We start from the raw sequence: 22703 nt of genomic DNA on the forward strand, positions 1-22703 counted from the left end.
TGACCGACTGCTTCGCAGGCCAGAAGCGAACTGTTCTCAGCCGCTTTCTAGGCGCGTGCGATCTGTGCCAAACTCACCACCTTTCGGGTCCCCCGTCGAAGGACTGTTCCAAGGACTTATGCAACCTCTGCTGCCCAGCCTGATCGCCGCCGTCCTTTATATCGGCACCACCGCCTACCAGGGCGCAAGCCTGGCCCGCCGCACCCCGCCGCAGAAACCGCTGCTCCTCCTGCTGGGCCTGGTCGCCCTGCTCTGCCAGGCCTACGCCCTGAGCCAGGAGCTGCTCACGCCCGCGGGTCTGACGCTGGACTTCTTCAATGCCGCCAGCCTGATTTCCGCCGCGGTCACCGCCCTGACTCTGCTGGCGTGCCTGCGCATCCCGGTGCACAACCTGCTGATCTTCCTTTATCCGCTCGGTGCGCTGACCACCCTGCTGGCCGCGCTGATGCCCCACGGCACCATCGAGCCGATCAACGAGCAGCCCGGCATCCTCGCCCACATCCTGCTGTCGATCCTGGCGTACGGCCTGCTCACCATCGCGGTGGTCCAGGCGCTGCTCCTGCTGGTGCAGGACCATCAGCTCAAGCACAAGCACCCGTCGGGCCTGATCCGCAACTTCCCGCCGCTGCAGACCATGGAAAGCCTGCTGTTCGGCTTCCTCTGGGGCGGCTGGTCGCTGCTCTCGCTGTCGCTGATCTCCGGCTGGCTGTTCGTCGACAACCTGTTCGCCCAGCACCTGGCGCACAAGACCATCCTCTCCTGCTTCGCCTGGATCGTCTTCGGCGTCCTCCTGTGGGGCCGCCACCAGCTCGGCTGGCGCGGCCACAAGGCAATCCGCTGGACCCTCGCGGGTTTCTGCCTGCTGATGCTGGCCTACTTCGGCAGCAAGCTGGTCAAGGAATTCATCCTGCACATCTGACGCTAACGGTGGCGCTCGGGCGCCGCTGAAGGACCTGCGCGCATGGAAGAGATCCACCCCGGCTACCTGATCGGCCTGCTGGTCTTCCTGATCCTCTGCTCGGCATTCTTCTCCAGCGTCGAGACCGGCATGCTCAGCCTCGACCGCTACCGCCTGCGCCATCTGTCCAAGCAGGGCAACCGCGGGGCGCGGCGCACCAGTTGGCTGCTGCTGCGCACCGACCGCCTGCTCGGCACCATCCTGATCGGCAACAACTTCGTCAACATCGTCGCCTCATCCCTGGCGACCCTGCTGGCACTGCGCCTGTGGGGCGAAGCCGGCGTTGCCATCGCCACCGTGGCGCTGACGCTGATCCTGCTGATCTTCGGCGAAATCACGCCCAAGACCTACGCCGCCCTGCGCCCCGAACGCGTGGCCTTCCCCGCCAGCCTGCCACTGCTGTGGATGCAGAAGTTGTTCAGCCCACTGCTCTGGCTGATGACCGGCATTAGTAACGCCCTGCTGCGCATGGGCGGTCTCGACCCGACCCAGCGCGGCAGCAAGCCACTGAGCAACGACGAGTTGCGCAGCGTGGTTACCGACTCCAGCGAGAAGCTCACCAATAACCGCCAGGACATGCTGCTGAGCATCCTCGACCTGGAAAAGATCACGGTGAACGACCTGATGGTGCCGCGCAACGAGGTTCAGGGCATCGACCTGGACGACGAACTGGAAACCATCATCGGCCAGTTGCGCAACACCACCCACACCCGCCTGCCGGTGTTCCGCAACGACATCAACCAGGTCGAGGGCGTGGTGCACATGCGCCAGATTGCCCGTCTGCTGACCCATAACCAGCTGACCAAGGACAGCCTCAAGGCCGCCTGCCTGGAACCCTACTTCGTGCCCGAGAGCACGCCACTGTCGACCCAGCTGGTGAACTTCCAGAAGCAGAAGCGCCGCATCGGTATCGTCGTCGACGAGTACGGCGAGGTGATCGGCATCATCACCCTGGAAGACATCCTCGAAGAGATCGTCGGCGAGTTCAGCAACCAGAACACCCTGCGCAACCCGGACATCCACCCCCAGGCCGACGGCACCTATGTCATCGACGGCTCGGCCAACCTGCGGGACGTCAACCGCGCGCTGGGCTGGCAACTGCCCAGTGACGGGCCCAAGACCCTCAACGGCCTGGTTACCGAAGCACTGGAGCAGATTCCCGACTGCGCGGTGTGCCTGAAGATCGGCCGCTACCGCCTGGAAATCCTCCAGTCGGGCGAAAACCGGGTGAAAAGTGTGCGCGCGTGGCTGCCTGGCGCTCCGCCAAGAGAGCCTTACGCCGACGAGCTTGCCTGAGCCGCCCCGCCCGCCCCTATAATCCAGGCGGCTTACCCAGCCTCCCGCCTGCGCCCGTCGTTACCCGCGACGCTGCGCCGGCCAGTCAATCGCACGCCCCGCCGAGCCTCGACCCCGCGTCGTTGCCTTGCGAAGCAGCCGGCCCCGCCCTGACCCACCGCGAGCCGCGCCCACCCTGCCCCGACACGGGCCGCGCTTCCTTTTCGCGCTACGGCGATGCTTCTTCATGATGCCGGACACGACCGCAGATTCGTCGCCGAGCAGGACTGCCAGGGACCGACCCGCATGACCAGCGCCACCCTCGAAGCCGCACCACCGGCCGAACAGACCAACTCCACCACCCGCGTCGCGGTGGCCAGTTTCATCGGCACCGCCATCGAGTTCTACGATTTCTATGTCTACGCCACCGCCGCTGCGCTGGTGATCGGCCCGGTGTTCTTCCCGCAGACCTCCGGCACCGCCCAGGCGCTCAGCGCCTTCATCACCTTCGGCATCGCCTTCCTCGCCCGCCCGCTGGGCTCGGCGCTGTTCGGCCACTTCGGCGACCGCATCGGGCGTAAGTCGACCCTGGTGGCCTCGCTGCTACTGATGGGCATTTCCACCACCCTGATCGGCCTGTTGCCGGGCTACGACAGCATTGGTGCCTGGGCGCCGATCCTGCTCTGCGTGCTGCGCTTCGGCCAGGGCCTTGGGCTGGGTGGCGAATGGGGCGGTGCGGCGCTGCTGGCCACGGAGAACGCACCCAAGAGCCGCCGCGCCTGGTTCGGCATGTTCCCGCAAATGGGCCCGTCGATCGGCTTCCTCGCCGCCAACGGTCTGTTCCTCTGCCTCGCGATGCTGCTCAGCGAAGAACAGTTCCGCGCCTGGGGCTGGCGCATCCCGTTCGTGCTCAGCGCGGTGCTGGTCATCGTCGGCCTCTACGTCCGCCTCAAACTGGTGGAAACCCCGGTGTTCGCCAAGGCCATGGAGCGCCACGAGCGTTCCAGCCTGCCGATCGCCGAGCTGTTCTCGAAACACTGGAGGCCGACCCTGCTGGGCGCCCTGGCAATGGTGGTGTGCTACGCCCTCTTCTATATCTCCACGGTGTTTTCGTTGAGCTACGGCGTCAGCACCCTGGGCTACAGCCGCGAAGACTTCCTTGGCCTGCTATGCATCGCGGTGCTCTTCATGGCCGCCGCCACGCCGGTTTCGGCCTGGCTGAGTGACCGCTTCGGGCGCAAGCCGGTGCTGATCGTCGGCACCATCGCTGCCATCGCCTCGGGCTTCGCCATGGAGCCGCTGCTCAGCCAGGGCTCGTCGGTGGAAGTGGCGGTGTTCCTGTCGCTGGAACTGTTCCTCATGGGCGTGACCTTCGCCCCCATGGGCGCGCTGCTGCCGGAACTCTTCCCCACCCATGTGCGCTACACCGGCGCGTCGGCGGCCTACAACCTAGGCGGCATCCTTGGCGCCTCGGTGGCGCCGTACATCGCGCAGAAGCTGGTGGGCATGGGCGGCCTGAGCTGGGTGGGCGGTTACGTATCGGTTGCGGCGGCACTCAGCCTGCTGGCGGTGCTGTGCCTGCGCGAAACTCGTCACGATGACCTGAACGCCATTCGCTGACACCAATTCTTGTAGGAGCGAGCTTGCTCGCGAACGCATTGCACCGTCAGCCCCAGCGTGATGCGGGTTCGCGAGCAAGCTCGCTCCTACAAAAGAGGGTCAGCGCTGGGTAACCAGCCAGTCGGCCAGGTGTTCGCCCCAGACCTGATAACCCAGTGCCGACGGGTGATAGCCATCGATGGCGAGGAACTGCGGCTGCATCTCCAGGCTGACGCCGCAATACCCCGCCCCCTGCGCCAGCGCCAGATGGCTGAGCTGGCGATCCAGCAGCGCTGCGCGCCAGCCGAGCAGCCGGCGCAACAACCAGGGTAGGGCCGTGAAATGCTGCAATGGCGGCACGGCCGTGCAGACGACCCGTGCGCCGCGACCACGGAAATGCGCGATCAGATGCTCAAGAGCCCCCAGCCAACGCTGGCCGGTGCTGAAATGCGTGGTGTCGTTGACGCCGAAGACCAGCGCCACCAGCTCGTACTCCTGATCAGTCGCCACCGGTAGCAGGCGCTCGCAGGCCTCTGCAGCGGTAATGCCGTTCTCCCCGATCGCGCGCCAGGCAACGGGGCGCTCCAGGCGGATCGATAGCGCCAGCGCCAGCCGGCCGGCCAGCGCAAAGTCCAGGCAGGACGCGCCAACTCCCGCGACCGTGGATTCACCCAGCAGGAGAAGACGAAAGAGTTCACCAGGAAACTCTGCCCCCGCAACGCCTTCGCAGGCGCCTGCGGCGGGAGCCAGGCGCAAGGCCGTGCGCTTGGTACGCACGGCCATGGGCAGAGCCAGCGGCAGCAGCGGCAATGCAGCAGCCCACCACATCAGCCCTGCCCAGCGGCTCACAGCTCGACTTTGACCGCCTGGGCCGAACGGGTGGCCTTGGCGCGGGCGGCGTCGATCGACCCGTCGCGCGCGAGGGCCACGCCCATGCGGCGCTGGCCGTCCACCTCCGGCTTGCCAAACAGACGCAGCGCCGTGTCCGGCTCGCTCAGGGCGGCACCGAGATTGCCGAAGGAGACCTGCTGCGACTTGCCTTCCACCAGGATCACCGCCGAGGCGGAGTCGCCCAACTGACGGATCACCGGAATCGGCAAGCCCAGGATCGCGCGGGCATGCAGGGCGAACTCGGAGAGATCCTGGGAAATCAGGGTCACCAGGCCGGTATCGTGCGGGCGTGGCGAAACCTCGCTGAACCACACCTCGTCACCTTTGACGAACAACTCCACGCCGAACAGGCCGCGACCGCCCAGAGCCTCGGTGACCGCCCTGGCAACACGCTCGGACTCGGCCAGCGCCTTCGGGCTCATGGCCTGGGGCTGCCAGGATTCGTGGTAGTCGCCCTTCACCTGGCGGTGGCCGATGGGTGCGCAGAAAGTGGTGCCGCCAATGTGGCGCACGGTGAGCAGGGTGATCTCGTAGTCGAAGTCAATGAAGCCTTCGACAATAACCCGGCCCTTGCCGGCGCGGCCGCCTTCCTGGGCGTAATCCCAGGCGGTCTTCAGGTCGGCGTCGGACTTGAGCACGCTCTGGCCCTTGCCGGAAGAACTCATGATCGGCTTCACCACGCAGGGGTAGCCCACGGCGGCAACGCCAGCGGCGTAGTCCTCGTAGGTGTCGGCGAAGTGGTAGGGCGAGGTCGGCAGGCCCAGCTCTTCGGCGGCGAGGCGGCGGATGCCCTCGCGGTTCATGGTCAGCTGAGCAGCACGGGCGGTGGGGATGACGGTGTAGCCTTCGCTCTCCAACTCGACCAGAGTCGCAGTGGCAATGGCTTCGATCTCCGGCACGATGTAGTGCGGTTTCTCCTGCTCAATCACTGCGCGCAGGGCGACGCCATCGAGCATGCTGATCACGTGGCTGCGATGCGCAACCTGCATGGCCGGCGCGTTCGCGTAGCGGTCCACGGCGATGACTTCGCAGCCCAGGCGCTGCAGCTCGATCGCCACTTCCTTGCCCAGCTCGCCGGAGCCACAGAGCAGTACGCGGGTCGCGCTCGGCGACAGGGGAGTTCCAATACGGGGCATTGCGGGAAACCTCGGGAAGGGAAAGTTCGAAACGGGGTAGCTCGTGATGCGCTAGGCCAGCACGCCCTGCTCACGGGCGCGCTGCTCGCAACGCTGGAGCACCGCGCGGCGCTCGGCGTTGTCCATCAGGCCCCAACGGGTGATTTCGGCGGCGCTGCGCTGGCAGCCCAGGCAGATGTCGGCATCGTCCAGCGCGCAGACATGCACGCAGGGCGAGGCGACGGGACGTTCTTCAGTCATCTTCCTGCTCGACCAGATCGCGGGCGTAACGCTGGGCGTTATGGACGTAATGGGCGGCGCTGGCTTCGAGCATCTTCTTCTGCGGCTCGGTCAGCTCGCGTACCACTTTGCCGGGGGAGCCCATGACCAGAGAGCCGTCAGGGATTTCCTTGCCCTCGGGGATCAACGCGTTGGCGCCGATGATGCAGTACTTGCCGATCTTCGCGCCGTTGAGGATCACCGCGTTGATGCCGACGAGGCTGTAGTCGCCCACCTGGCAGCCATGCAGCATGGCGTTGTGGCCGATGGTCACGCCCTTGCCCAGGGTCAGCGGGAAGCCCATGTCGGTGTGCATGACGGTGCCGTCCTGCACGTTGCTGTGCTCGCCGATGTGGATCAGCTCGTTGTCGCCGCGCAGTACGGCGTTGAACCACACGCTGGCGCCGGCGTCGAGGCGCACCTTGCCGACCACCGTGGCGTTGGGGGCAATCCAGCTCTCCGGATGGGTTTCGACTCGGGACGAGCCCAGGCGGTACTTCATGGTTTCTCCTCAGGCGGGGGCCGCTCTCGCTTCTCGGGTCTCAGCTCAACTTGATGAACTTCGACGGCGGCTGGTGCAGGTCGATACGGGCGTCATACAGCAGGTTCAGCAACTCGACCAGCATGATCGCGGACAGGCCCCAGATCTTGTAGCCCTCGAACAGGTAGCTCGGGACGTACCAGCTGCGGCCGAAATAATCGATTCGGTGGGTGGTTTCCCGCGGGTCGCCACGGAAGAACTCCAGCGGCACCTTGAACACGGCGTCGATCTCGCCGTCATTGGGGCGGTACTCCACGAAATCGGGGACGAAACCGACGAATGGCTTGACCAGGATGCCGTGCCGGGACACCAGGGTGCTCAGGGGCCCGACTACTTCCACCAGGCCCGGCGGCAGGGCGATCTCTTCCTGGGCCTCGCGCAGGGCGGTGTGGATCAGGTCCACGTCCTCCGGGTCGCGCCGCCCACCAGGGAAGGCAACTTCGCCGCTGTGGGTCGAAAGCCCGGTCGCGCGCAGGGTGAGCACGAGCTCTTCCTGGGGAGTGATGGGGAGCAGGACCGCCGCTTCCGGGAAGCTGTGGTCCGTTTCAAGGTCGCTTGGCGTGTGCGTCTGTATGCGTTGGCGCAGCTGGTCCAGCATGCCGAACATCCTGCGGGGGCCGATTCTTCTAATTGAAGGATCATGGCACGAAAGACGCCCCTGCCCAACCCCCGCCCCTTGCTGGGCGCCCCGCGCAACGCGCAAGATTGTTCCATTGAATAACAAGGAAGCGGCATGAAATTCTGCAGCCAGTGCGGCGCCAACGTCAGCCTGCGCGTCCCCAGCGGCGACAACCGCCCGCGCTTCGTCTGCGACCAGTGCCAGACGGTGCATTACCAGAACCCGCGCATCGTCGCCGGCTGCCTGCCGGTCTGGGAGGGGCGCATTCTCCTCTGTCGCCGCGCCATTCAACCGCGCCAGGGTTTCTGGACACTGCCGGCGGGCTTCATGGAGAACGGCGAAACCCTGGAACAAGCCGCCGCTCGCGAGACCCTGGAGGAGGCCAATGCCCGCGTTCACGGCCTGCAGCTTTATACGGTCTTTGATCTGCCGCATATCAGCCAGGTTTATATCTTCTTCCGCGCGGAACTCGCCGATCTGGACTTCTCCGCCGGCGAAGAAAGCCTGGAAGTGCAACTCTTCGAAGAATCCGACATTCCGTGGGGTGAGCTGGCTTTCCCCACTGTGGGTCGTACCTTAGAATATTTCCTAGCGGATCGAGTGCTTCAGAAATACCCGATACGCAACGAAGGGATTCTCCCAATGCTTGTACAGAAAAAGAACTAATAGACTCATTTACCGCCTCTAAGGCTTTAGGAACTACCGGGGAACACCACTCGATGCGCTGGTTGATTGCCGTACTTTGTCTGACCTTCGCAGCGTTCTCGCATGCCAACGCGACGCCCACGCTCGACGGTCACATCGACAAGATTCTCGTGCTCAAGTCCGAGCGCAAACTGCACCTCATGAGCAACGGCAAGGTTCTCAAGAGCTACCGCGTGTCCCTGGGCAAACGCCCGCAGGGCCCGAAGCTGGCCGAGGGCGACAATCGCACGCCAGAAGGCTTCTACTGGATCGACTGGCGCAAGACCAGCGACAAGTACAACCTCTCCATTCATATCTCCTACCCCAACGCCCGCGACGTGGCCAAGGCACGGGAGAAGAGCCTGTCGCCCGGCGGCATGATCATGATCCACGGCACGCCGATGGATGACGACTACCCCGAATGGTACTTCTCGACCCTGGACTGGACCAACGGCTGCATCGCCATGACCAACGCCGACATGCGCGAGGTCTGGAGCCTGGTCAAGGACGGCACGCTGATCGAGATCCGCCCCTGACGCGACCACACTGATACCAGTGTCCGTCTGAAACGCCGCCACGGCCCTGCCCTGGCGGCGTTTTTCGTTGCGCGCCGGGCACAACTCCAACCTCCGCAAGCCTTTCACCGTCGACTCCTCACACTTTTCGCCGATTGCGACGCAGGCTGCAGTTCGTCGGCCAGCTCCCCGGTGACCGGCCAGCTGGCATTGACGTGGTATCCAAGTGGTATTAGCGTAAATTCCACTACCTCGCCAACGAGCCGACCATGACCCGCCAGCCCACCCAGATCAGCGCCGAGCAACGCCTGCAGGCCCTGCGGCCGGACGAGAGCCTGTCCACCCCGCTCTATCTGCAACTGGCCCGCAGCCTGGAGAGCGCCATTCACGCCGGGCACTGGCGCGCCGAGGAAGCCCTGCCTTCCGAGCGCTATCTCAGCGAATACCTCGGCCTGTCCCGGGTCACCGCACGCAAGGCACTGGAGGTCCTGCTCGAGCAAGGGCTGGTGCATCGCATCCAGGGCTCCGGCACCTTTATCACCCCGCGCCTGGAGCAGCCGCTGTCGCGCCTCTCCAGCTTCAGCGAAATGCTCCGTCTCAAGGGCTTCACCCCCAGTTCTGCCTGGCTGGAACGCGAGATCAGCCTGCCGACCCACGAAGAGGTGATCCGCCTGGGCCTGTCGCCCACCGAGAAGGTCGTACGCATGAAACGCCTGCGCAAGGCCGACGGCGTCGTCATGGCCATCGAGCAGAGCAGCTTGCCGGCGCGCCTGCTCGGCGACCCGTCGGCAGTCGGTGACTCGCTCTATGCCCACCTGGATGCCATCGGCCGTCCGGTGGTCCGCGCCCTGCAACACGTGCAGGCGGTCAACGCCTCGGTCGAGGAAGCCGCGCTGGTGGGCATCCGGCCCGGCACCGCCATGTTGCTGATGACCCGTATCGGTTACCTCGAAGACAACACTGCCATCGAGCTGACCGACACCTACTGCCGCAACGACTACTACGACTTCGTCGCCGAACTGCGGCGCTGATCCGGGACGACTCCCATGCTAAAAGGCAACATCCTCACCCCTCGGGGCTGGATCGTGGGCCACCTGCACCTGCAGGAAGGCCGCATCCAGCGCATTGACGGCTCCCTCGGCGACCCGTCGCACAACGACCTGCCCTACCTGCTGCCCGGCTTCATCGACCTGCACGTTCACGGCGGCGGCGGCCACGACATCATGGAAGGCGCCGAAGCCTTTGCCGCCATTGCGCGCACGCACCTGCGCTTCGGCACCACCTCGCTGCTCGCCACTACCATGACGGCACCGCGCGACGAGATCGCCGGCGTGCTCGGTGCGCTGGGCGACTACTGCCAGGCGCCGCGCGGCCAGGCGGCGCGCGTGCTGGGCGTGCACCTGGAAGGCCCATTCATCAATTCCGGCAAGCTCGGTGCGCAGCCCAACTTCGCCCACGCCGCGGTGCTCGACGAAGTGGACGAGTTCCTGCGCCTGGCACCGATCCGGGTCATCACTATCGCCCCGGAAATCGCCGGCCACCTGCCGCTGATCAGCGCATTGGCCGAGCGCGGCGTGCGCCTGCAGATCGGCCACACACTGGGCAGTTACGAGGACGGTGTGGCAGCCATGGCAGCCGGCGCCACCAGCTTCACTCATCTGTACAACGCGATGAGCGGGCTGCACCACCGCGAACCCGGCATGGTCGGTGCCGCATTGGCCCACGCGCAGTTCGCCGAGCTGATCCCCGACCTGCTGCACGTGCATCCCGGCGCGATCAAGGTCGCCCTGCGCTCGATCCCGTGCCTGTACTGCGTGACCGACTCCACCGCCGCCGCCGGCATGCCCGACGGCGAGTACAAGCTGGGTAGCCACACCGTCACCAAGTGCCTGGGTGGCGTACGCCTGCCTGACGGCACCCTGGCCGGCAGCACGCTGACCATGGACCAGGCGCTGCGCAACCTGGTGAAGATCGGCCTGCCCATCGCCGAAGCCTCCCAGCGCCTCTCGCAGTTCCCCGCCGACTACCTGGGCATCGCCGAGCGCGGTCGCCTCACCCCCGGTGCCTGGGCCGACATCGTGCGCCTGGACCGTTCCCTGACCCTCGAGACCGTCTGGGTCGAAGGAGACCAGTTTGACCTCACTGATGCTTGAAGAAGCGCTGTCCGCCGCCGACGTGGTCGCACACCAGCTCAGCGTACTGGACAGCAGCCTGCCGGCGCTTGGCGAGCGCCTGCGCGCCGTCGCGCCGAAGCTGGCAATGACCGTCGCCCGTGGCAGCTCCGACCACGCTGCCAGCTACTTCGCCTACCTGACCATGCAGCACGCGGGCCTACCGGTGGCCTCGCTGCCGATGTCGGTGGTGACCCTGCGCCAGGCGCCGCTGCAGGTGGACGGTCAGGTCGCCTTCGCCTTCTCCCAGTCCGGCCAGAGCCCGGACCTGGTCGACACACTGAGCCGCCTGCGCGAGCGCGGCGCCCTCAGCGTCGCTCTGGTGAATGCCGAGAACTCTCCGCTGCAGGCTGCCGCCGAGTTCACCGCACCGCTGTGTGCCGGCCCCGAACGCAGCGTCGCTGCCACCAAGAGCTTCATCGCCACCCTCAGCGCCGCCACCCGCCTGCTGGCGCATTGGCAACGCGACCAGGCACTGCTCGAAGCGGGAGCCGGCCTTGCCGACGACCTCCGGCGCGCCGCGGCACTGGACTGGACGCCAGCCGTGCAGACCCTGCGCGACTGCGAGCGGTTGATGGTGATCGGCCGCGGCACTGGCTTCGCCGTGGCCCAGGAGGCCGCGCTGAAATTCAAGGAAACCTCGGCGATCCAGGCCGAGGCCTTCAGCAGCGCTGAAGTCCGCCACGGCCCGATGGCCCTGGTGGACGAGCACTATCCGCTGCTCATCCTCGCCCCCCGAGGCCCCGAACAGGCCGGCCTGCTGGCCCTGGCCGAGGACATGCGCCAGCGTGGCGCGCGGGTCCTGCTGGCCGCCCCGGGCGATGTCGCCGGGCGTGACCTGCCGCTCGCCAGCGCCGCCCACCCGGCGCTGGACCCGATCCTGGCGATCCAGAGTTTCTACGTCATGGCCGCCGGCTTGTCCGAAGCACGCGGCATGAACCCGGACCAGCCGCGGCACCTGAGCAAGGTCACCCGCACCCACTGAGCGCAGCCACCATGAACAACAACAATCTGGCCCTCAAAGCCCCCTTGAGCGGGCCCGTGATGCCGCTCAGCCGGGTCCCCGACCCGGTGTTCTCCAGTGGCGCCATGGGCGATGGCATCGCCATCGACCCGCTTAACGACTGCCTGCATGCGCCCTGCGCCGGCGTGGTCATGCACGTCGCGCGCACTCGCCATGCCGTGACCCTGAAGGCCGACAACGGCGCCGAACTGCTGCTGCACCTGGGCCTGGATACCGTTCAGCTGCAGGGAGAGGGCTTCGAAGCGCTGGTGCAGGAAGGTATGCGGGTCAGTGAAGGCCAGCCGCTGCTGCGCTTCGACCTGGACAAGGTGGCGCGCGGCAGCAAGAGCCTGATCACGGTACTGATCGTCACCAACGGCGACGGCTTCCAGTTGCGCCCACTGACCACCACGTCGGTAGACATCGGCGCGCCGCTGCTGCAACTCAGCCGGACCGGTGCGGCGCCGGCATCCAACGAACCACACAGTCGCGGCAGTGAAAGCCGTGGCAGCGTCCGCGTGGCGCTGCACGGCGGTCTCCACGCCCGCCCCGCTGCACTTCTGCGAAGGACCGCCCAGGAATTCTCCAGCCGCGCCGAATTGCGTTTCGGCGGGCGCAGCGCCAGCGTCGACAGCCTGGTCGGCATCATGGGCCTGGGCGTCGCCGAGCAGGACGAAGTGGAAGTGATCTGCCGCGGCCAGGACAGCGAAGCAGCGCTCCACGCCCTCTTGAAAACCCTGGGCACCGCCGATGGCGAGCCCCATCCGCTTCCCGTCGCCGCCGTCCCGGTAGCGGCGCCGCGAGGCACGGAGGAAACCGGCGTACTGGGTGGCGTCTGCGCCGCCCCTGGCGTGGCCAGCGGCCCGCTGGTGCGTCTGGGCGCCATCCAGCTTCCGCAGGACGGCGCAGATTCGCGGCCGGACGAACAGCACCGCGAACTGGATCAGGCGCTGGAACGAGTTCGCGATGACGTCCGCGCCACACTGCAACAGGCCGGGAAACAAGGTCACGCGGACGAGGAAGCGATCTTCTCCGCCCACCTCGCTCTGCTGGAAGACCCCGGTCTGTTGGATGCCGCCGACCTGCTGATCGATCAGCGCGTCAGCGCCGCCCACGCCTGGCACCGTACCGTGCAGGCGCAATGCGGCATTCTGCAGGCGCTGGGTAACCCACTGCTGGCCGAGCGCGCCAATGACCTGCGAGACCTGGAGAAGCGCGTGCTGCGCGTCCTGCTCGACAACGAGGGCGAACAGCCGGTCCCGGCAGGCAGCCTGGTGGCCGCCCATGAAATCACCCCGTCCGACCTCGGCCCGCTGGTCCGCGCTGGCGTCGCCGGCCTGTGCATGGCCGAAGGCGGCGCCACTTCCCACGTCGCCATCCTTGCCCGCGCCAGGGGCCTGCCCTGCCTGGTGGCTCTCGGCCCGCAGGTGCTGGAGTTGGAAGAAGGCCGAGTGCTGGTGCTGGATGCCGATCACGGCCGACTGGAATACAGCCCCAGCGCCGAACGGATCGCCCAGGTCGCTGTTCAGCTCGAACAACGCGAGCAAGCCCGCGAACGCCAGCGTGCGCAGGCCCAGCAACCGGCTCAGACCCGCGACAGCAAGTCCATCGAGGTCGGCGCCAACGTCGCCAACCCGGAAGAAGCAGCCGAAGCCTTTGCCGCCGGAGCCGATGGCGTCGGCCTGCTGCGCACCGAGTTCCTCTTCCTCGACCGCCAGCAGGCGCCGAACGAGCAGGAGCAGCAGCGCGCCTACCAGGACGTGCTGGACGCCATGGGCGAGCGCCGGGTGATCATCCGCACCATCGATGTCGGCGGCGACAAGCACCTCGCCTACCTGCCGCTGCCCGCCGAGGAAAACCCGGCGCTGGGCCTGCGCGGCATCCGCCTCGGCCAGGCGCTGCCGCATCTGCTCGACCAGCAATTGCGCGCACTGCTGCAGGTCTCCGGGCTGCAACGCTGCCGCGTGCTGCTGCCCATGGTCAGCGAGGTGGACGAGCTGATCGCCATCCGCCAGCGCCTGGACCAGTTGGCGCAGGAACTGGGCATCGAGCAACGCCCCGAACTGGGCGTGATGATCGAGGTGCCCTCGGCGGCCCTATTGGCCGATCAGTTGGCCGAGCACGCCGATTTCTTCTCCATCGGCACCAACGACCTTTCGCAGTACACCCTGGCCATGGACCGCTGCCATGCCGGGCTCGCCGCGCGCATCGACGCGCTGCACCCGGCGTTGCTGCGGCTGATCGCCCAGACCTGCACCGGCGCCGCCCGTCATGGCCGCTGGGTCGGCGTCTGCGGCGCCCTGGCTTGCGAAGCGCTGGCCACGCCGGTGCTGATCGGCCTGGGCGTGCAGGAGCTCTCGGTCAGCCCCGGCCTGGTCGGCGAGATCAAGGCGCGGGTGCGCGAACTCGATGCCGAGCACTGCCGCCGGCATAGCCAGGAACTGCTGGCCCTGGGCTCCGCCCGCGCCGTGCGGGAAGCCTGCGCACGCCTGTGGCCGCAGGCCTGACGCCCCAGAACAAGAATCGGAGCCACACCATGACCACTGAGCTGATCCAGACCGCACAAGGCCCGCGCCAGCTGCTCGCGCGGTTGTACGGCGCCTTCATCGAAACCCTGCAGCGCCTGGGGCGCGCCCTGATGCTGCCGATCGCCATCTTGCCGATCGCCGGTCTGCTGCTACGCCTGGGCGACAAGGACCTGCTGAACATTCTGCTGATCCACGATGCCGGCAATGCAATCTTCGCCAACCTGGCACTGATCTTCGCCATCGGCATCTCCGTCGGCTTCGCCCGCGACAACAACGGCACCGCCGGCCTGGCAGGCGCCGTGGGCTATCTGGTGATGATGTCGACGCTCAAGGCCATCGACCCCAGCATCAACATGGGCGTGCTCTCGGGGATCATCAGCGGCCTGGTCGCCGGCGCTCTGTACAACCGCTTCAAGGACATCGCCCTGCCGCAGTACCTGGCGTTCTTCGGTGGCCGGCGCTTCGTGCCCATCGCCACCGGCCTCGCCGCGCTGGGCCTGGGTGTGCTGTTCGGGCTGATCTGGCCGCCTGTCCAGCATGTGATCGATGACCTGGGCAACCTGCTGGTGGGCAGCGGCAGCTTTGGCCCCTTCGCCTTCGGCGTACTCAATCGCCTGCTGATCGTCACCGGCCTGCACCACATCCTCAACAACCTGATGTGGTTCGTCTTCGGCGCCTTCACCGATCCGGAGACCGGCCGACAGATCACCGGCGACCTCGCCCGCTACTTCGCCGGCGACCCGAAGGGCGGCCAGTTCATGGCCGGCATGTTCCCGGTGATGATGTTCGGCCTGCCTGCCGCGTGCCTGGCGATGTACCGCAACGCCCGCCCGGAGCGGCGCAAGCTCGTCGGCGGCCTGCTGCTATCGATGGCACTGACCGCTTTCCTCACCGGCGTGACCGAACCCATCGAATTTGCCTTCATGTTCCTGGCGCCGCTGCTGTACCTGCTTCACGCGCTGCTGACCGGACTGTCGATGGCCATCACTGACCTGCTGAACATCCGCCTGGGCTTCACCTTCTCCGGCGGCGCCATCGACCTGGCGCTGGGCTGGGGCAGGTCCACCAACGGCTGGATGCTCTGGCCGCTGGGCCTGTGCTATGCCGCTGCCTACTACTTCGTGTTCGATTTCTGCATCCGCCGCTTCCAGCTGAAGACACCCGGCCGCGAGGAATTCGACGAAAACAGCGACGACGAAACGACTGCCAGTTCCTCCGAGCAGCGCGCACCGGCGTTCATCAAGGCGCTGGGCGGCGCCGCCAACCTTGAGGTGGTGGACGCCTGCACAACCCGCCTGCGCCTGAAGCTGACGGACCGCAGCAAAGCCTCGGACACGCAGCTCAAAGCGCTGGGCGCGATGGCCGTGGTCCGCCCCGGCAAGGCCGGCAGCCTGCAGGTAGTGGTCGGCCCGGAAGCCGACAGCATTGCCGACGAGATCCGCCACGCACTACCGGCAGGCATTCTGCAGGAGAGTGCAGCCCAACCCGTCAACGAGGATTCAGCCTCGCAACCGGTGGAAGTCGTCTCATCGCAGGAAACCGGTGAATGGCTGCAGGCGCTGGGCGGCCAGGGCAATTTGTGCAGCGTCGAGACCGTCGCGCTGACACGCTTGCGGGTGGCCGTGAAGAACAGTGAGCAGTTGCAGCGAGGCCGTCTCGCCGAACTGGGTTGCCTGGGTATCAGCCAGGTGGCTGAAGGCGTCTATCACCTGCTCGTAGGGCCGCGCGCGGGGGCGCTGGGGCAGTCCTTCGGCAGCCTGCGCGGCTGATCGCGGGGCATGAAAAAAGGCGCCTGCGGGCGCCTTTTCTTGGGTCAGAACACCATGTCCGATAGCCGCCAGACCTCGAAGGCTGGCGTCTCGTAAGGATGCGCCGCCTTCAGCGCTTTCACCGAGTCATGGATCAACTCGTCGGCCACCACCATCTCAACCTTCCACTCGGCGACCTGCTCGACGCTGCCAGCCTGGCCGATAAACGGATTGCTGCCTTGCAATGGGCGGAACTGTCCCTGTCCGAGCGCCTGCCAGCAACAGCTGTCATAGGCGCCGATGCGTCCTGCACCGGCGGCGAACACCGCTTTCTTGACCGGTTCCAGATGGCTTTCCGGAACGTAGAAACACAGTTTGTACATCGGAGACTCCGATCGAAACAGGGACACTGCCGTGACAAAGAACGCCACGGGTGACAAATGCTGCCACAAATAGTGGCACTTTGCCTCTTCTGACTTGCAGGTCGTCGTGGAAGTTCGACCGTCCGGTTCCGGGCTTGTTCGTCTGTGAACGACTTTGTATGAAATCTGTGACGGACTTCGACCTCACCTTCCAGTGAAGCGGCGCCAACGTTCCTTCAGGCCAGGTGCTGCCGGCGCGTGGGAACCGTCGCAGAACGGCAGGCCCGCCGACAGCCCGCAGCGGCATAGCAACAGATGGCGTTCGCGCCCGACGGTCAACTTCAGGGCGTCGGCACAATCGGCGTCGGCATCCGGCAGGCAGGCGCACCGCCCGCAGCGGCACAGGCGCAGAACCTGCCCCGGCTCAACCGTGCGAACTTCGGGAAGTTTCTGCAAGTCATCCACCTGGCGATCCACCGTCGGCAACAGGGTCGGAATAGGCCCCGCCCGCAGGGTTCGGCTATGGCGCGATTCGCGAGCAAGCGCGCTCCCACCAGAGCCATGGTCCCTGCAAGGGCCCGTAAAGAAAAAGGGGAAAGCCGAAGCTTTCCCCTTTTTCGTATCGCATCAGACCGGGCTCAACCCACCCAGACGCGGGCATTGCGGAACATGCGCATCCAGCCGCCGTCCTCTTCCCACTCGTCCGGACGCCAGGAGTTCTGCACGGCGCGGAACACGCGCTCCGGGTGCGGCATCATGATGGTGACGCGGCCGTCGCGGCTGGTCAGGCCGGTGATGCCACGCGGCGAGCCGTTCGGGTTGGCCGGGTAGCTCTCGGTAACCTTGCCCAGGTTGTCGACGAAACGCAGGGCCACGGTGCCGGACAGGTCAGCTTCCAGCAGCGCTTCCTCGCTTTCGAACTCCGCATGACCTTCGCCGTGGGCGATGGCGATCGGCATACGCGAACCGGCCATGCCCTGCAGGAAGATCGACTGCGACTCCTGGACCTGGACCATCGCTACGCGCGCTTCGAACTGCTCGGAGCGGTTGCGCACGAAGTGCGGCCAGAACTCGGTGCCGGGGATCAGCTCGTGCAGGTTGGACATCATCTGGCAACCGTTGCACACGCCGAGGGCGAAGCTGTCCTTGCGCTCGAAGAAGGCCTGGAAGCCGTCGCGGGCACGGGCGTTGAACAGGATCGACTTGGCCCAGCCTTCGCCGGCGCCCAGTACGTCGCCGTAGGAGAAGCCGCCGCAGGCCACCAGGCCCTTGAACTGCTCCAGGCTGATGCGGCCGGAGAGGATGTCGCTCATGTGCACGTCGACGGCGGCGAAGCCGGCGCGGTCGAAGGCCGCGGCCATTTCCACCTGGCCGTTGACGCCCTGCTCGCGCAGGATGGCGATCTGCGGGCGCACGCCTTTCTTGATGTAGGGCGCGGCGATGTTGTCGTTGACGTCGAAGCTCAGCTTCACCGACAGGCCGGGGTTGTCTTCCAGCAGGCCATCGTATTCCTGGTCGGCGCAATCGGCGTTGTCGCGCATGCGCTGGATGCGGTAGCTGGTCTCGCTCCAGATGCGCTGCAGGTTGCGACGCTGGGCACTGTAGACGCGCTCGCCGTTGAAGGAGAGCACGATGTCGGCGCTACTGGCCGGCTGGCCGATGACCGCGACGCAGTCTTCCAGGCCGGCGGCGCTGAACTGGGCCAGTACTTCCGGGGTGGCGGCGGAGCGAACCTGAATCACCGCACCCAGTTCTTCGTTGAACAGGGCGGCAGTCAGCTCGTCACGGCCATCGGCCAGCGCATCGAGGTTCAGATCGAGGCCGCATTTGCCGGCGAAGGCCATTTCCACCACGGTGGCCATCAGGCCGCCGTCGGAACGGTCATGGTAGGCCAGCAGGTGGCCGTCGGCGTTCAGGCCCTGGATCACGGCGAAGAAGGCTTTCAGGTCCTCGGCATCGTCGACGTCCGGCGCGGCGCGGCCAATCTGGCCGTTGACCTGGGCGAGGATGGAGCCGCCCATGCGGTTCTTGCCACGACCGAGGTCGATGACGATCAGGTCGGTTTCGCCCTTGTCCAGGCGCAGCTGCGGGGTCAGGGTCTTGCGTACGTCGTTGACCGGAGCGAAACCGGAGATGATCAGCGACATCGGCGAGGTCACGCTCTTCTCGGCGTCGCCATCCTGCCAGCGGGTCTTCATGGACATGGAGTCCTTGCCCACCGGGATGGTGATGCCCAGCGCCGGGCACAGCTCCATGCCGACAGCCTTGACGGTGTCGTAAAGGCGCGCGTCCTCGCCCGGGTGGCCGGCAGCGGCCATCCAGTTGGCGGAGAGCTTGATCTCGGAAATCTTGTCGATGCTGGCGGCGGCCAGGTTGGTGATGGTCTCGCCGATCGCCATGCGGCCGGAGGCCGGGGCGTCGATCACGGCCAGCGGAGTGCGCTCGCCCATGGCCATGGCTTCACCGGTGTAGACGTCGAAGCTGGTGGCGGTGACGGCGCAGTCGGCCACCGGAACCTGCCACGGGCCGACCAGTTGGTCGCGGGCAACCAGGCCGGTGATGGTGCGGTCGCCGATGGTGATCAGGAAGTTCTTGCTGGCAACGGCCGGGTGACGCAGCACACGCTCGGTGGACTCGGTCAGGTCCAGGCCGGCGGCGGCGAAGTCATCGCCCAGCTCAGCTTCGCGGGTGACCGAACGGTGCATGCGCGGCGGCTTGCCCAGCAGCACTTCGAGCGGCATGTCCACCGGGTTGTTGCCGAAGTGGCTGTCGGCAACGGTCAGTTGCTTCTCTTCAGTGGCTTCGCCAACCACGGCGAACGGGCAGCGCTCGCGCTCGCAGATGGCCTTGAAGGTCTCGAAGTCGGCGGCATCCACCGACATCACGTAGCGTTCCTGCGACTCGTTGCACCAGATTTCCAGCGGGCTCATGCCCGGCTCGTCGTTGGGCACGTTGCGCAGTTGGAAGCGACCGCCGCGGCCGCCGTCGTTGATCAGTTCCGGCAGGGCGTTGGAGATGCCGCCCGCGCCCACGTCATGGATGAACTTGATCGGGTTGTTCTCGCCCATCTGCCAGCAGCGGTCGATGACCTCCTGGCAACGGCGTTCCATTTCCGGGTTCTCGCGCTGCACCGAGGCGAAGTCCAGGTCAGCGGCGGAGGCGCCGGTGGCCATCGAGGAAGCCGCGCCGCCGCCCAGGCCGATCAGCATGGCTGGGCCGCCGAGTACGATCAGCTTGGCGCCGACCGAAATCTCGCCCTTCTGCACGTGGTCTTCGCGGATGTTGCCCATGCCGCCGGCGATCATGATCGGCTTGTGGTAGCCACGGACTTCCTCACCGCGCGGAGTGGCGATGGCCTGCTCGAAGGTGCGGAAGTAGCCGGCGAGGTTCGGGCGACCGAATTCGTTGTTGAACGCGGCGCCGCCCAGCGGGCCTTCGATCATGATGTCCAGCGGGGTAACGATGCGCTCGGGCTTGCCGTAGGGCACTTCCCAGGGCTGTTCGAAACCGGGGATGTTCAGGTTGGAAACGGTGAAGCCCACCAGGCCGGCTTTCGGCTTCGCGCCACGACCGGTTGCGCCTTCGTCACGGATTTCGCCGCCGGAGCCGGTGGAGGCGCCGGGGAAGGGAGCGATGGCAGTCGGGTGGTTGTGGGTTTCCACCTTCATCAGGATGTGCACCGGCTCTTCGCTGGCGCCGTACTGGCGGGTCTCGGCGTTCGGGTAGAAGCGACCGGCGACGTAGCCTTTCATCACCGCAGCGTTGTCCTTGTACGCGGACAGGACGCCTTCGCGGTGCATTTCATAGGTGTTCTTGATCATGCCGAACAGGCTCTTGTCCTGAGCCTGGCCGTCGATGTCCCAACTGGCGTTGAAAATCTTGTGGCGGCAGTGTTCGGAGTTGGCCTGGGCGAACATCATCAGCTCGACGTCGTGCGGGTTGCGGCCCATCTCGACGAAGCTCTTCACCAGGTAGTCGATCTCGTCTTCGGCCAGCGCCAGGCCCAGCTCGAGGTTGGCCTTCTCCAGCGCGGCACGACCGCCGGCGAGGATGTCTACCACGGTCAGCGGCTTGGGCTGGGCGTGGCTGAACAGGGCGGAAGCTTCTTCGAGCTCATTCAGTACAAGCTGGGTCATGCGGTCGTGCAGGCGGGCGGCGACGGCTTGTGCGTCGGCCTCGCTCAGCTCGCCGGTGACGTAGTAGGCGATGCCACGCTCGATGCGCTCGATCTTCGCCAGGCCACAGTTGCGGGCGATATCAGAGGCCTTGCTCGACCACGGCGAAATGGTGCCGAAGCGCGGCAGCACCAGGAACAGACGACCCGCGGGCTCCTGCACCGGTACGCTCGGACCGTATTTCAGCAGGCGCGCCAGGACCTGTTCTTCCTCGGCGTTGAGGGCTCCGGTGACCTCGGCGAAGTGCGCAAACTCGGCATACAGCCCGGTGACGGCGGGCACATGCTGGGTCAGCAGGTCGAGCAGTTTGCCGTGGCGGAAAGCGGAAAGGGCGGGAGCACCGCGCAGGATCAGCATTGTCGGAACAGCCTCTGGAGACGGGGAAGTATGTGGGGCCGGTCGGGCCGGCCCACAGAGGCCGTGCATTCTACCGTAAAGCGCAGCGTGGCGGCACCTTTCAAGCACCTTACTTGCCGCTACTCCGGCGGAAATCGCCATTCATCTTCGAACGCCTTCGAGCCGCCTGGGGAAAATCCCGCGCCAGCGAGCTTCGCCACGAAAAATGCCGACGAACGGTGTCCCAGCTAGCAGAGAAGCTTCGAGCTGTCGAGATATGGCGCACAACAGCCTTTGCGTATACTGCCCTGATGCTTGCCCTGACTGTGTCCCGTGTGCGCTGCACCGCCTGGATCTTGGCGACCTGTATCTTTCTGCTGCTTTCCGGCTGTAGCGAGGCGAAAGCCCCGACGGCCCTCGAGCGCGTGCAGAAGGACGGCGTGCTGCGCGTGATCACCCGCAACAGTCCGGCCACCTACTTCCAGGACCGCAACGGCGACACCGGTTTCGAGTACGAGCTGGCCAAGCGCTTTGCAGACAGCCTGGGTGTACAGCTGCAGATCGAAACCGCCGACAACATCGACGACCTCTATGACCGGATCGGCCGCGACAGCGGGCCGAACCTTGCGGCTGCCGGCCTGACCCCGGGCGGCGATCGCGATTCCCAGGTGCGCTACTCGCACTCCTACCTCGACGTGACCCCGCAGGTCGTCTACCGCAACGGCGCCCAGCGCCCTACCCGCCCGGAAGACCTGGTCGGCAAGCGCATCGTCGTATTGAAAGGCAGCAGCCACGCCGCGCAGCTGGCAGAGCTGAAGAAGCAGTTCCCGAAGCTGGAATACCGCGAATCCGACGCCGACGAAATGGTCGACCTGCTGCGCATGGTGGACGTCGGTGAGATCGACCTGACTCTGGTGGACTCCAACGAACTGGCGATGAACCAGGTCTACTTCCCCAACGTGCGCGTCGCGTTCGATCTCGGCGATGCCAAGGGGCTGGCCTGGGCGCTGCCGGCCGGCGATGACAACAGCCTGCTGGAGAAGGTCAACGCCTTCCTCGACAAGGCCAAGCAGGACGGCCTGCTGCAACGCCTGAAGGACCGCTATTACGGCCATGTGGACGTCCTGGGCTACGTCGGCGCCTATACCTTCGCCCAGCACCTGCAACAGCGCCTGCCCAAGTACGAACCGCACTTCCGCCAGAGCGGCACCAAGCTGGAGGCCGACTGGCGCCTGCTGGCCGCCATCGGCTACCAGGAATCCATGTGGCAGCCCGACGCGACCTCCAAGACCGGCGTGCGCGGCCTGATGATGCTGACCAACCGCACCGCCCAGGCCATGGGCGTGGCCAACCGCCTGGACCCGAAGCAGAGCATCCAGGGCGGCAGCAAGTATTACGTGCAGATCAAGGACGAGTTGCCCGACAGCATCAAGGACCCGGACCGCATGTGGTTCGCCCTGGCCGCGTACAACATCGGCGGCGCGCACCTGGACGACGCGCGCAAGATGGCCGAGCAGGAAGGCCTGAACCCGAACAAGTGGCTCGATGTAAAGAAGATGCTGCCGCGCCTGGCGCAGAAGCAGTACTACCGCAAGACGCGCTACGGCTACGCGCGCGGCGGCGAAACCGTTCACTTCGTGCAGAACGTGCGCCGCTACTACGACATCCTGACCTGGGTAACCCAGCCGCAGATGGAAGGCGGCCAGCTCGCCGAGAGTGGCCTGCACCTGCCCGGCGTGAACAAGACCAAGCCTGACGACGATGACGGGCGGGATCAGAAGCTCTGAGGCTTCAAACCCACTGACGTCGCCGACGTGCCACGTCGAATCGATCGCGGACGGAGTCCGCTCTTACGCGGATGTCGAGCATTGGGTAGGAGCGGACTCCGTCCGCGATAGGCTTGG

19 protein-coding genes are annotated in these 22703 nt (G+C 66.1%); 11 read left to right on the forward strand and 8 right to left on the reverse strand.

Annotation, left to right across the window (positions count from 1 at the left end):
* The first annotated feature begins 118 nt into the window (after window positions 1-118).
* The 3 genes from ACNFH5_RS04400 to ACNFH5_RS04410 all read left to right on the forward strand — a co-directional run bounded on the left by ACNFH5_RS04400 (window position 119) and on the right by ACNFH5_RS04410 (window position 3853).
* Complete coding sequence (locus tag ACNFH5_RS04400) at window positions 119-919, forward strand: cytochrome C assembly family protein (protein WP_416744497.1); 801 nt, start codon at window positions 119-121, stop codon at window positions 917-919.
* 42 nt (window positions 920-961) lie between these two features.
* Window positions 962-2254: an HlyC/CorC family transporter gene (locus tag ACNFH5_RS04405; protein ID WP_416744499.1), complete on the forward strand. Its 1293-nt coding sequence runs from the start codon at window positions 962-964 to the stop codon at window positions 2252-2254.
* 285 nt (window positions 2255-2539) lie between these two features.
* Window positions 2540-3853 (forward strand): MFS transporter, encoded by a 1314-nt coding sequence (locus ACNFH5_RS04410; protein WP_416744501.1) that lies wholly within the window; start codon window positions 2540-2542, stop codon window positions 3851-3853.
* Between the two features lie 99 nt (window positions 3854-3952).
* Here the strand turns inward: ACNFH5_RS04410 and ACNFH5_RS04415 are convergent, their stop codons facing one another.
* Genes ACNFH5_RS04415 through ACNFH5_RS04435 form a run of 5 tightly spaced genes read right to left on the reverse strand, consistent with a single transcriptional unit; the run spans window position 3953 to window position 7256 of the window.
* The gene (locus ACNFH5_RS04415; RefSeq protein WP_416744503.1) at window positions 3953-4681 is read right to left on the reverse strand and encodes an SGNH/GDSL hydrolase family protein; all 729 of its coding nucleotides are present in this window, start codon (window positions 4679-4681) and stop codon (window positions 3953-3955) included.
* Window positions 4678-5859 (reverse strand): formate-dependent phosphoribosylglycinamide formyltransferase, encoded by a 1182-nt coding sequence (gene purT, locus ACNFH5_RS04420; RefSeq protein ID WP_416744504.1) that lies wholly within the window; start codon window positions 5857-5859, stop codon window positions 4678-4680. The genes ACNFH5_RS04415 and purT overlap by 4 nt, the downstream gene beginning before the upstream one ends.
* 51 nt (window positions 5860-5910) lie before the next feature.
* The gene (locus ACNFH5_RS04425; protein WP_416744506.1) at window positions 5911-6099 is read right to left on the reverse strand and encodes a DUF1289 domain-containing protein; all 189 of its coding nucleotides are present in this window, start codon (window positions 6097-6099) and stop codon (window positions 5911-5913) included.
* Window positions 6092-6619: a gamma carbonic anhydrase family protein gene (locus ACNFH5_RS04430; protein ID WP_416744508.1), complete on the reverse strand. Its 528-nt coding sequence runs from the start codon at window positions 6617-6619 to the stop codon at window positions 6092-6094. The genes ACNFH5_RS04425 and ACNFH5_RS04430 overlap by 8 nt, the downstream gene beginning before the upstream one ends.
* A 40-nt stretch (window positions 6620-6659) precedes the next feature.
* Window positions 6660-7256 (reverse strand): CoA pyrophosphatase, encoded by a 597-nt coding sequence (locus ACNFH5_RS04435; protein WP_017522246.1) that lies wholly within the window; start codon window positions 7254-7256, stop codon window positions 6660-6662.
* A 135-nt stretch (window positions 7257-7391) separates the two neighbouring features.
* On the opposite strand from ACNFH5_RS04435, the gene ACNFH5_RS04440 reads away from it, so the two are divergent.
* The 7 genes from ACNFH5_RS04440 to nagE all read left to right on the forward strand — a co-directional run bounded on the left by ACNFH5_RS04440 (window position 7392) and on the right by nagE (window position 15947).
* The gene (locus tag ACNFH5_RS04440; protein WP_416744510.1) at window positions 7392-7943 is read left to right on the forward strand and encodes an NUDIX hydrolase; all 552 of its coding nucleotides are present in this window, start codon (window positions 7392-7394) and stop codon (window positions 7941-7943) included.
* Window positions 7944-7996: 53 nt separating this feature from the next.
* Window positions 7997-8497: a L,D-transpeptidase family protein gene (locus ACNFH5_RS04445; RefSeq protein ID WP_416744512.1), complete on the forward strand. Its 501-nt coding sequence runs from the start codon at window positions 7997-7999 to the stop codon at window positions 8495-8497.
* Window positions 8498-8745: 248 nt separating this feature from the next.
* Complete coding sequence (locus tag ACNFH5_RS04450; protein ID WP_416744514.1) at window positions 8746-9507, forward strand: GntR family transcriptional regulator; 762 nt, start codon at window positions 8746-8748, stop codon at window positions 9505-9507.
* 15 nt (window positions 9508-9522) lie between these two features.
* Window positions 9523-10629, forward strand: coding sequence for an N-acetylglucosamine-6-phosphate deacetylase (nagA, locus tag ACNFH5_RS04455; RefSeq protein ID WP_416744516.1), 1107 nt, complete (start codon window positions 9523-9525; stop codon window positions 10627-10629).
* Window positions 10610-11632: an SIS domain-containing protein gene (locus ACNFH5_RS04460; protein ID WP_416744517.1), complete on the forward strand. Its 1023-nt coding sequence runs from the start codon at window positions 10610-10612 to the stop codon at window positions 11630-11632. The genes nagA and ACNFH5_RS04460 overlap by 20 nt, the downstream gene beginning before the upstream one ends.
* 11 nt (window positions 11633-11643) lie before the next feature.
* On the forward strand, window positions 11644-14157 hold the full coding sequence (ptsP, locus tag ACNFH5_RS04465) for a phosphoenolpyruvate--protein phosphotransferase (protein WP_416744518.1): 2514 nt from the start codon (window positions 11644-11646) through the stop codon (window positions 14155-14157).
* A gap of 131 nt (window positions 14158-14288) precedes the next feature.
* On the forward strand, window positions 14289-15947 hold the full coding sequence (gene nagE, locus ACNFH5_RS04470; protein WP_416744948.1) for an N-acetylglucosamine-specific PTS transporter subunit IIBC: 1659 nt from the start codon (window positions 14289-14291) through the stop codon (window positions 15945-15947).
* 44 nt (window positions 15948-15991) lie between these two features.
* Here the strand turns inward: nagE and ACNFH5_RS04475 are convergent, their stop codons facing one another.
* From ACNFH5_RS04475 to purL, 3 genes are all read right to left on the reverse strand, one after another.
* Window positions 15992-16309 carry an NGG1p interacting factor NIF3 gene (locus ACNFH5_RS04475; protein ID WP_416744519.1) on the reverse strand — a complete coding sequence of 106 codons (318 nt, stop codon included), beginning with the start codon at window positions 16307-16309 and terminating at the stop codon, window positions 15992-15994.
* Window positions 16310-16492: 183 nt separating this feature from the next.
* Window positions 16493-16753 (reverse strand): CDGSH iron-sulfur domain-containing protein, encoded by a 261-nt coding sequence (locus tag ACNFH5_RS04480; protein WP_416744520.1) that lies wholly within the window; start codon window positions 16751-16753, stop codon window positions 16493-16495.
* Window positions 16754-16926: 173 nt separating this feature from the next.
* Window positions 16927-20820: a phosphoribosylformylglycinamidine synthase gene (purL, locus tag ACNFH5_RS04485; RefSeq protein ID WP_416744521.1), complete on the reverse strand. Its 3894-nt coding sequence runs from the start codon at window positions 20818-20820 to the stop codon at window positions 16927-16929.
* Between the two features lie 290 nt (window positions 20821-21110).
* Here purL and mltF point away from each other — a divergent pair, with 290 nt between their 5' ends.
* Window positions 21111-22586 (forward strand): membrane-bound lytic murein transglycosylase MltF, encoded by a 1476-nt coding sequence (gene mltF / locus ACNFH5_RS04490; protein WP_416744522.1) that lies wholly within the window; start codon window positions 21111-21113, stop codon window positions 22584-22586.
* Window positions 22587-22703 lie beyond the last annotated feature (117 nt).

Origin of the sequence: Pseudomonas sp. NY15435, from assembly GCF_048068295.1 — a bacterium.
Classification (GTDB): Bacteria; Pseudomonadota; Gammaproteobacteria; order Pseudomonadales; family Pseudomonadaceae; genus Pseudomonas.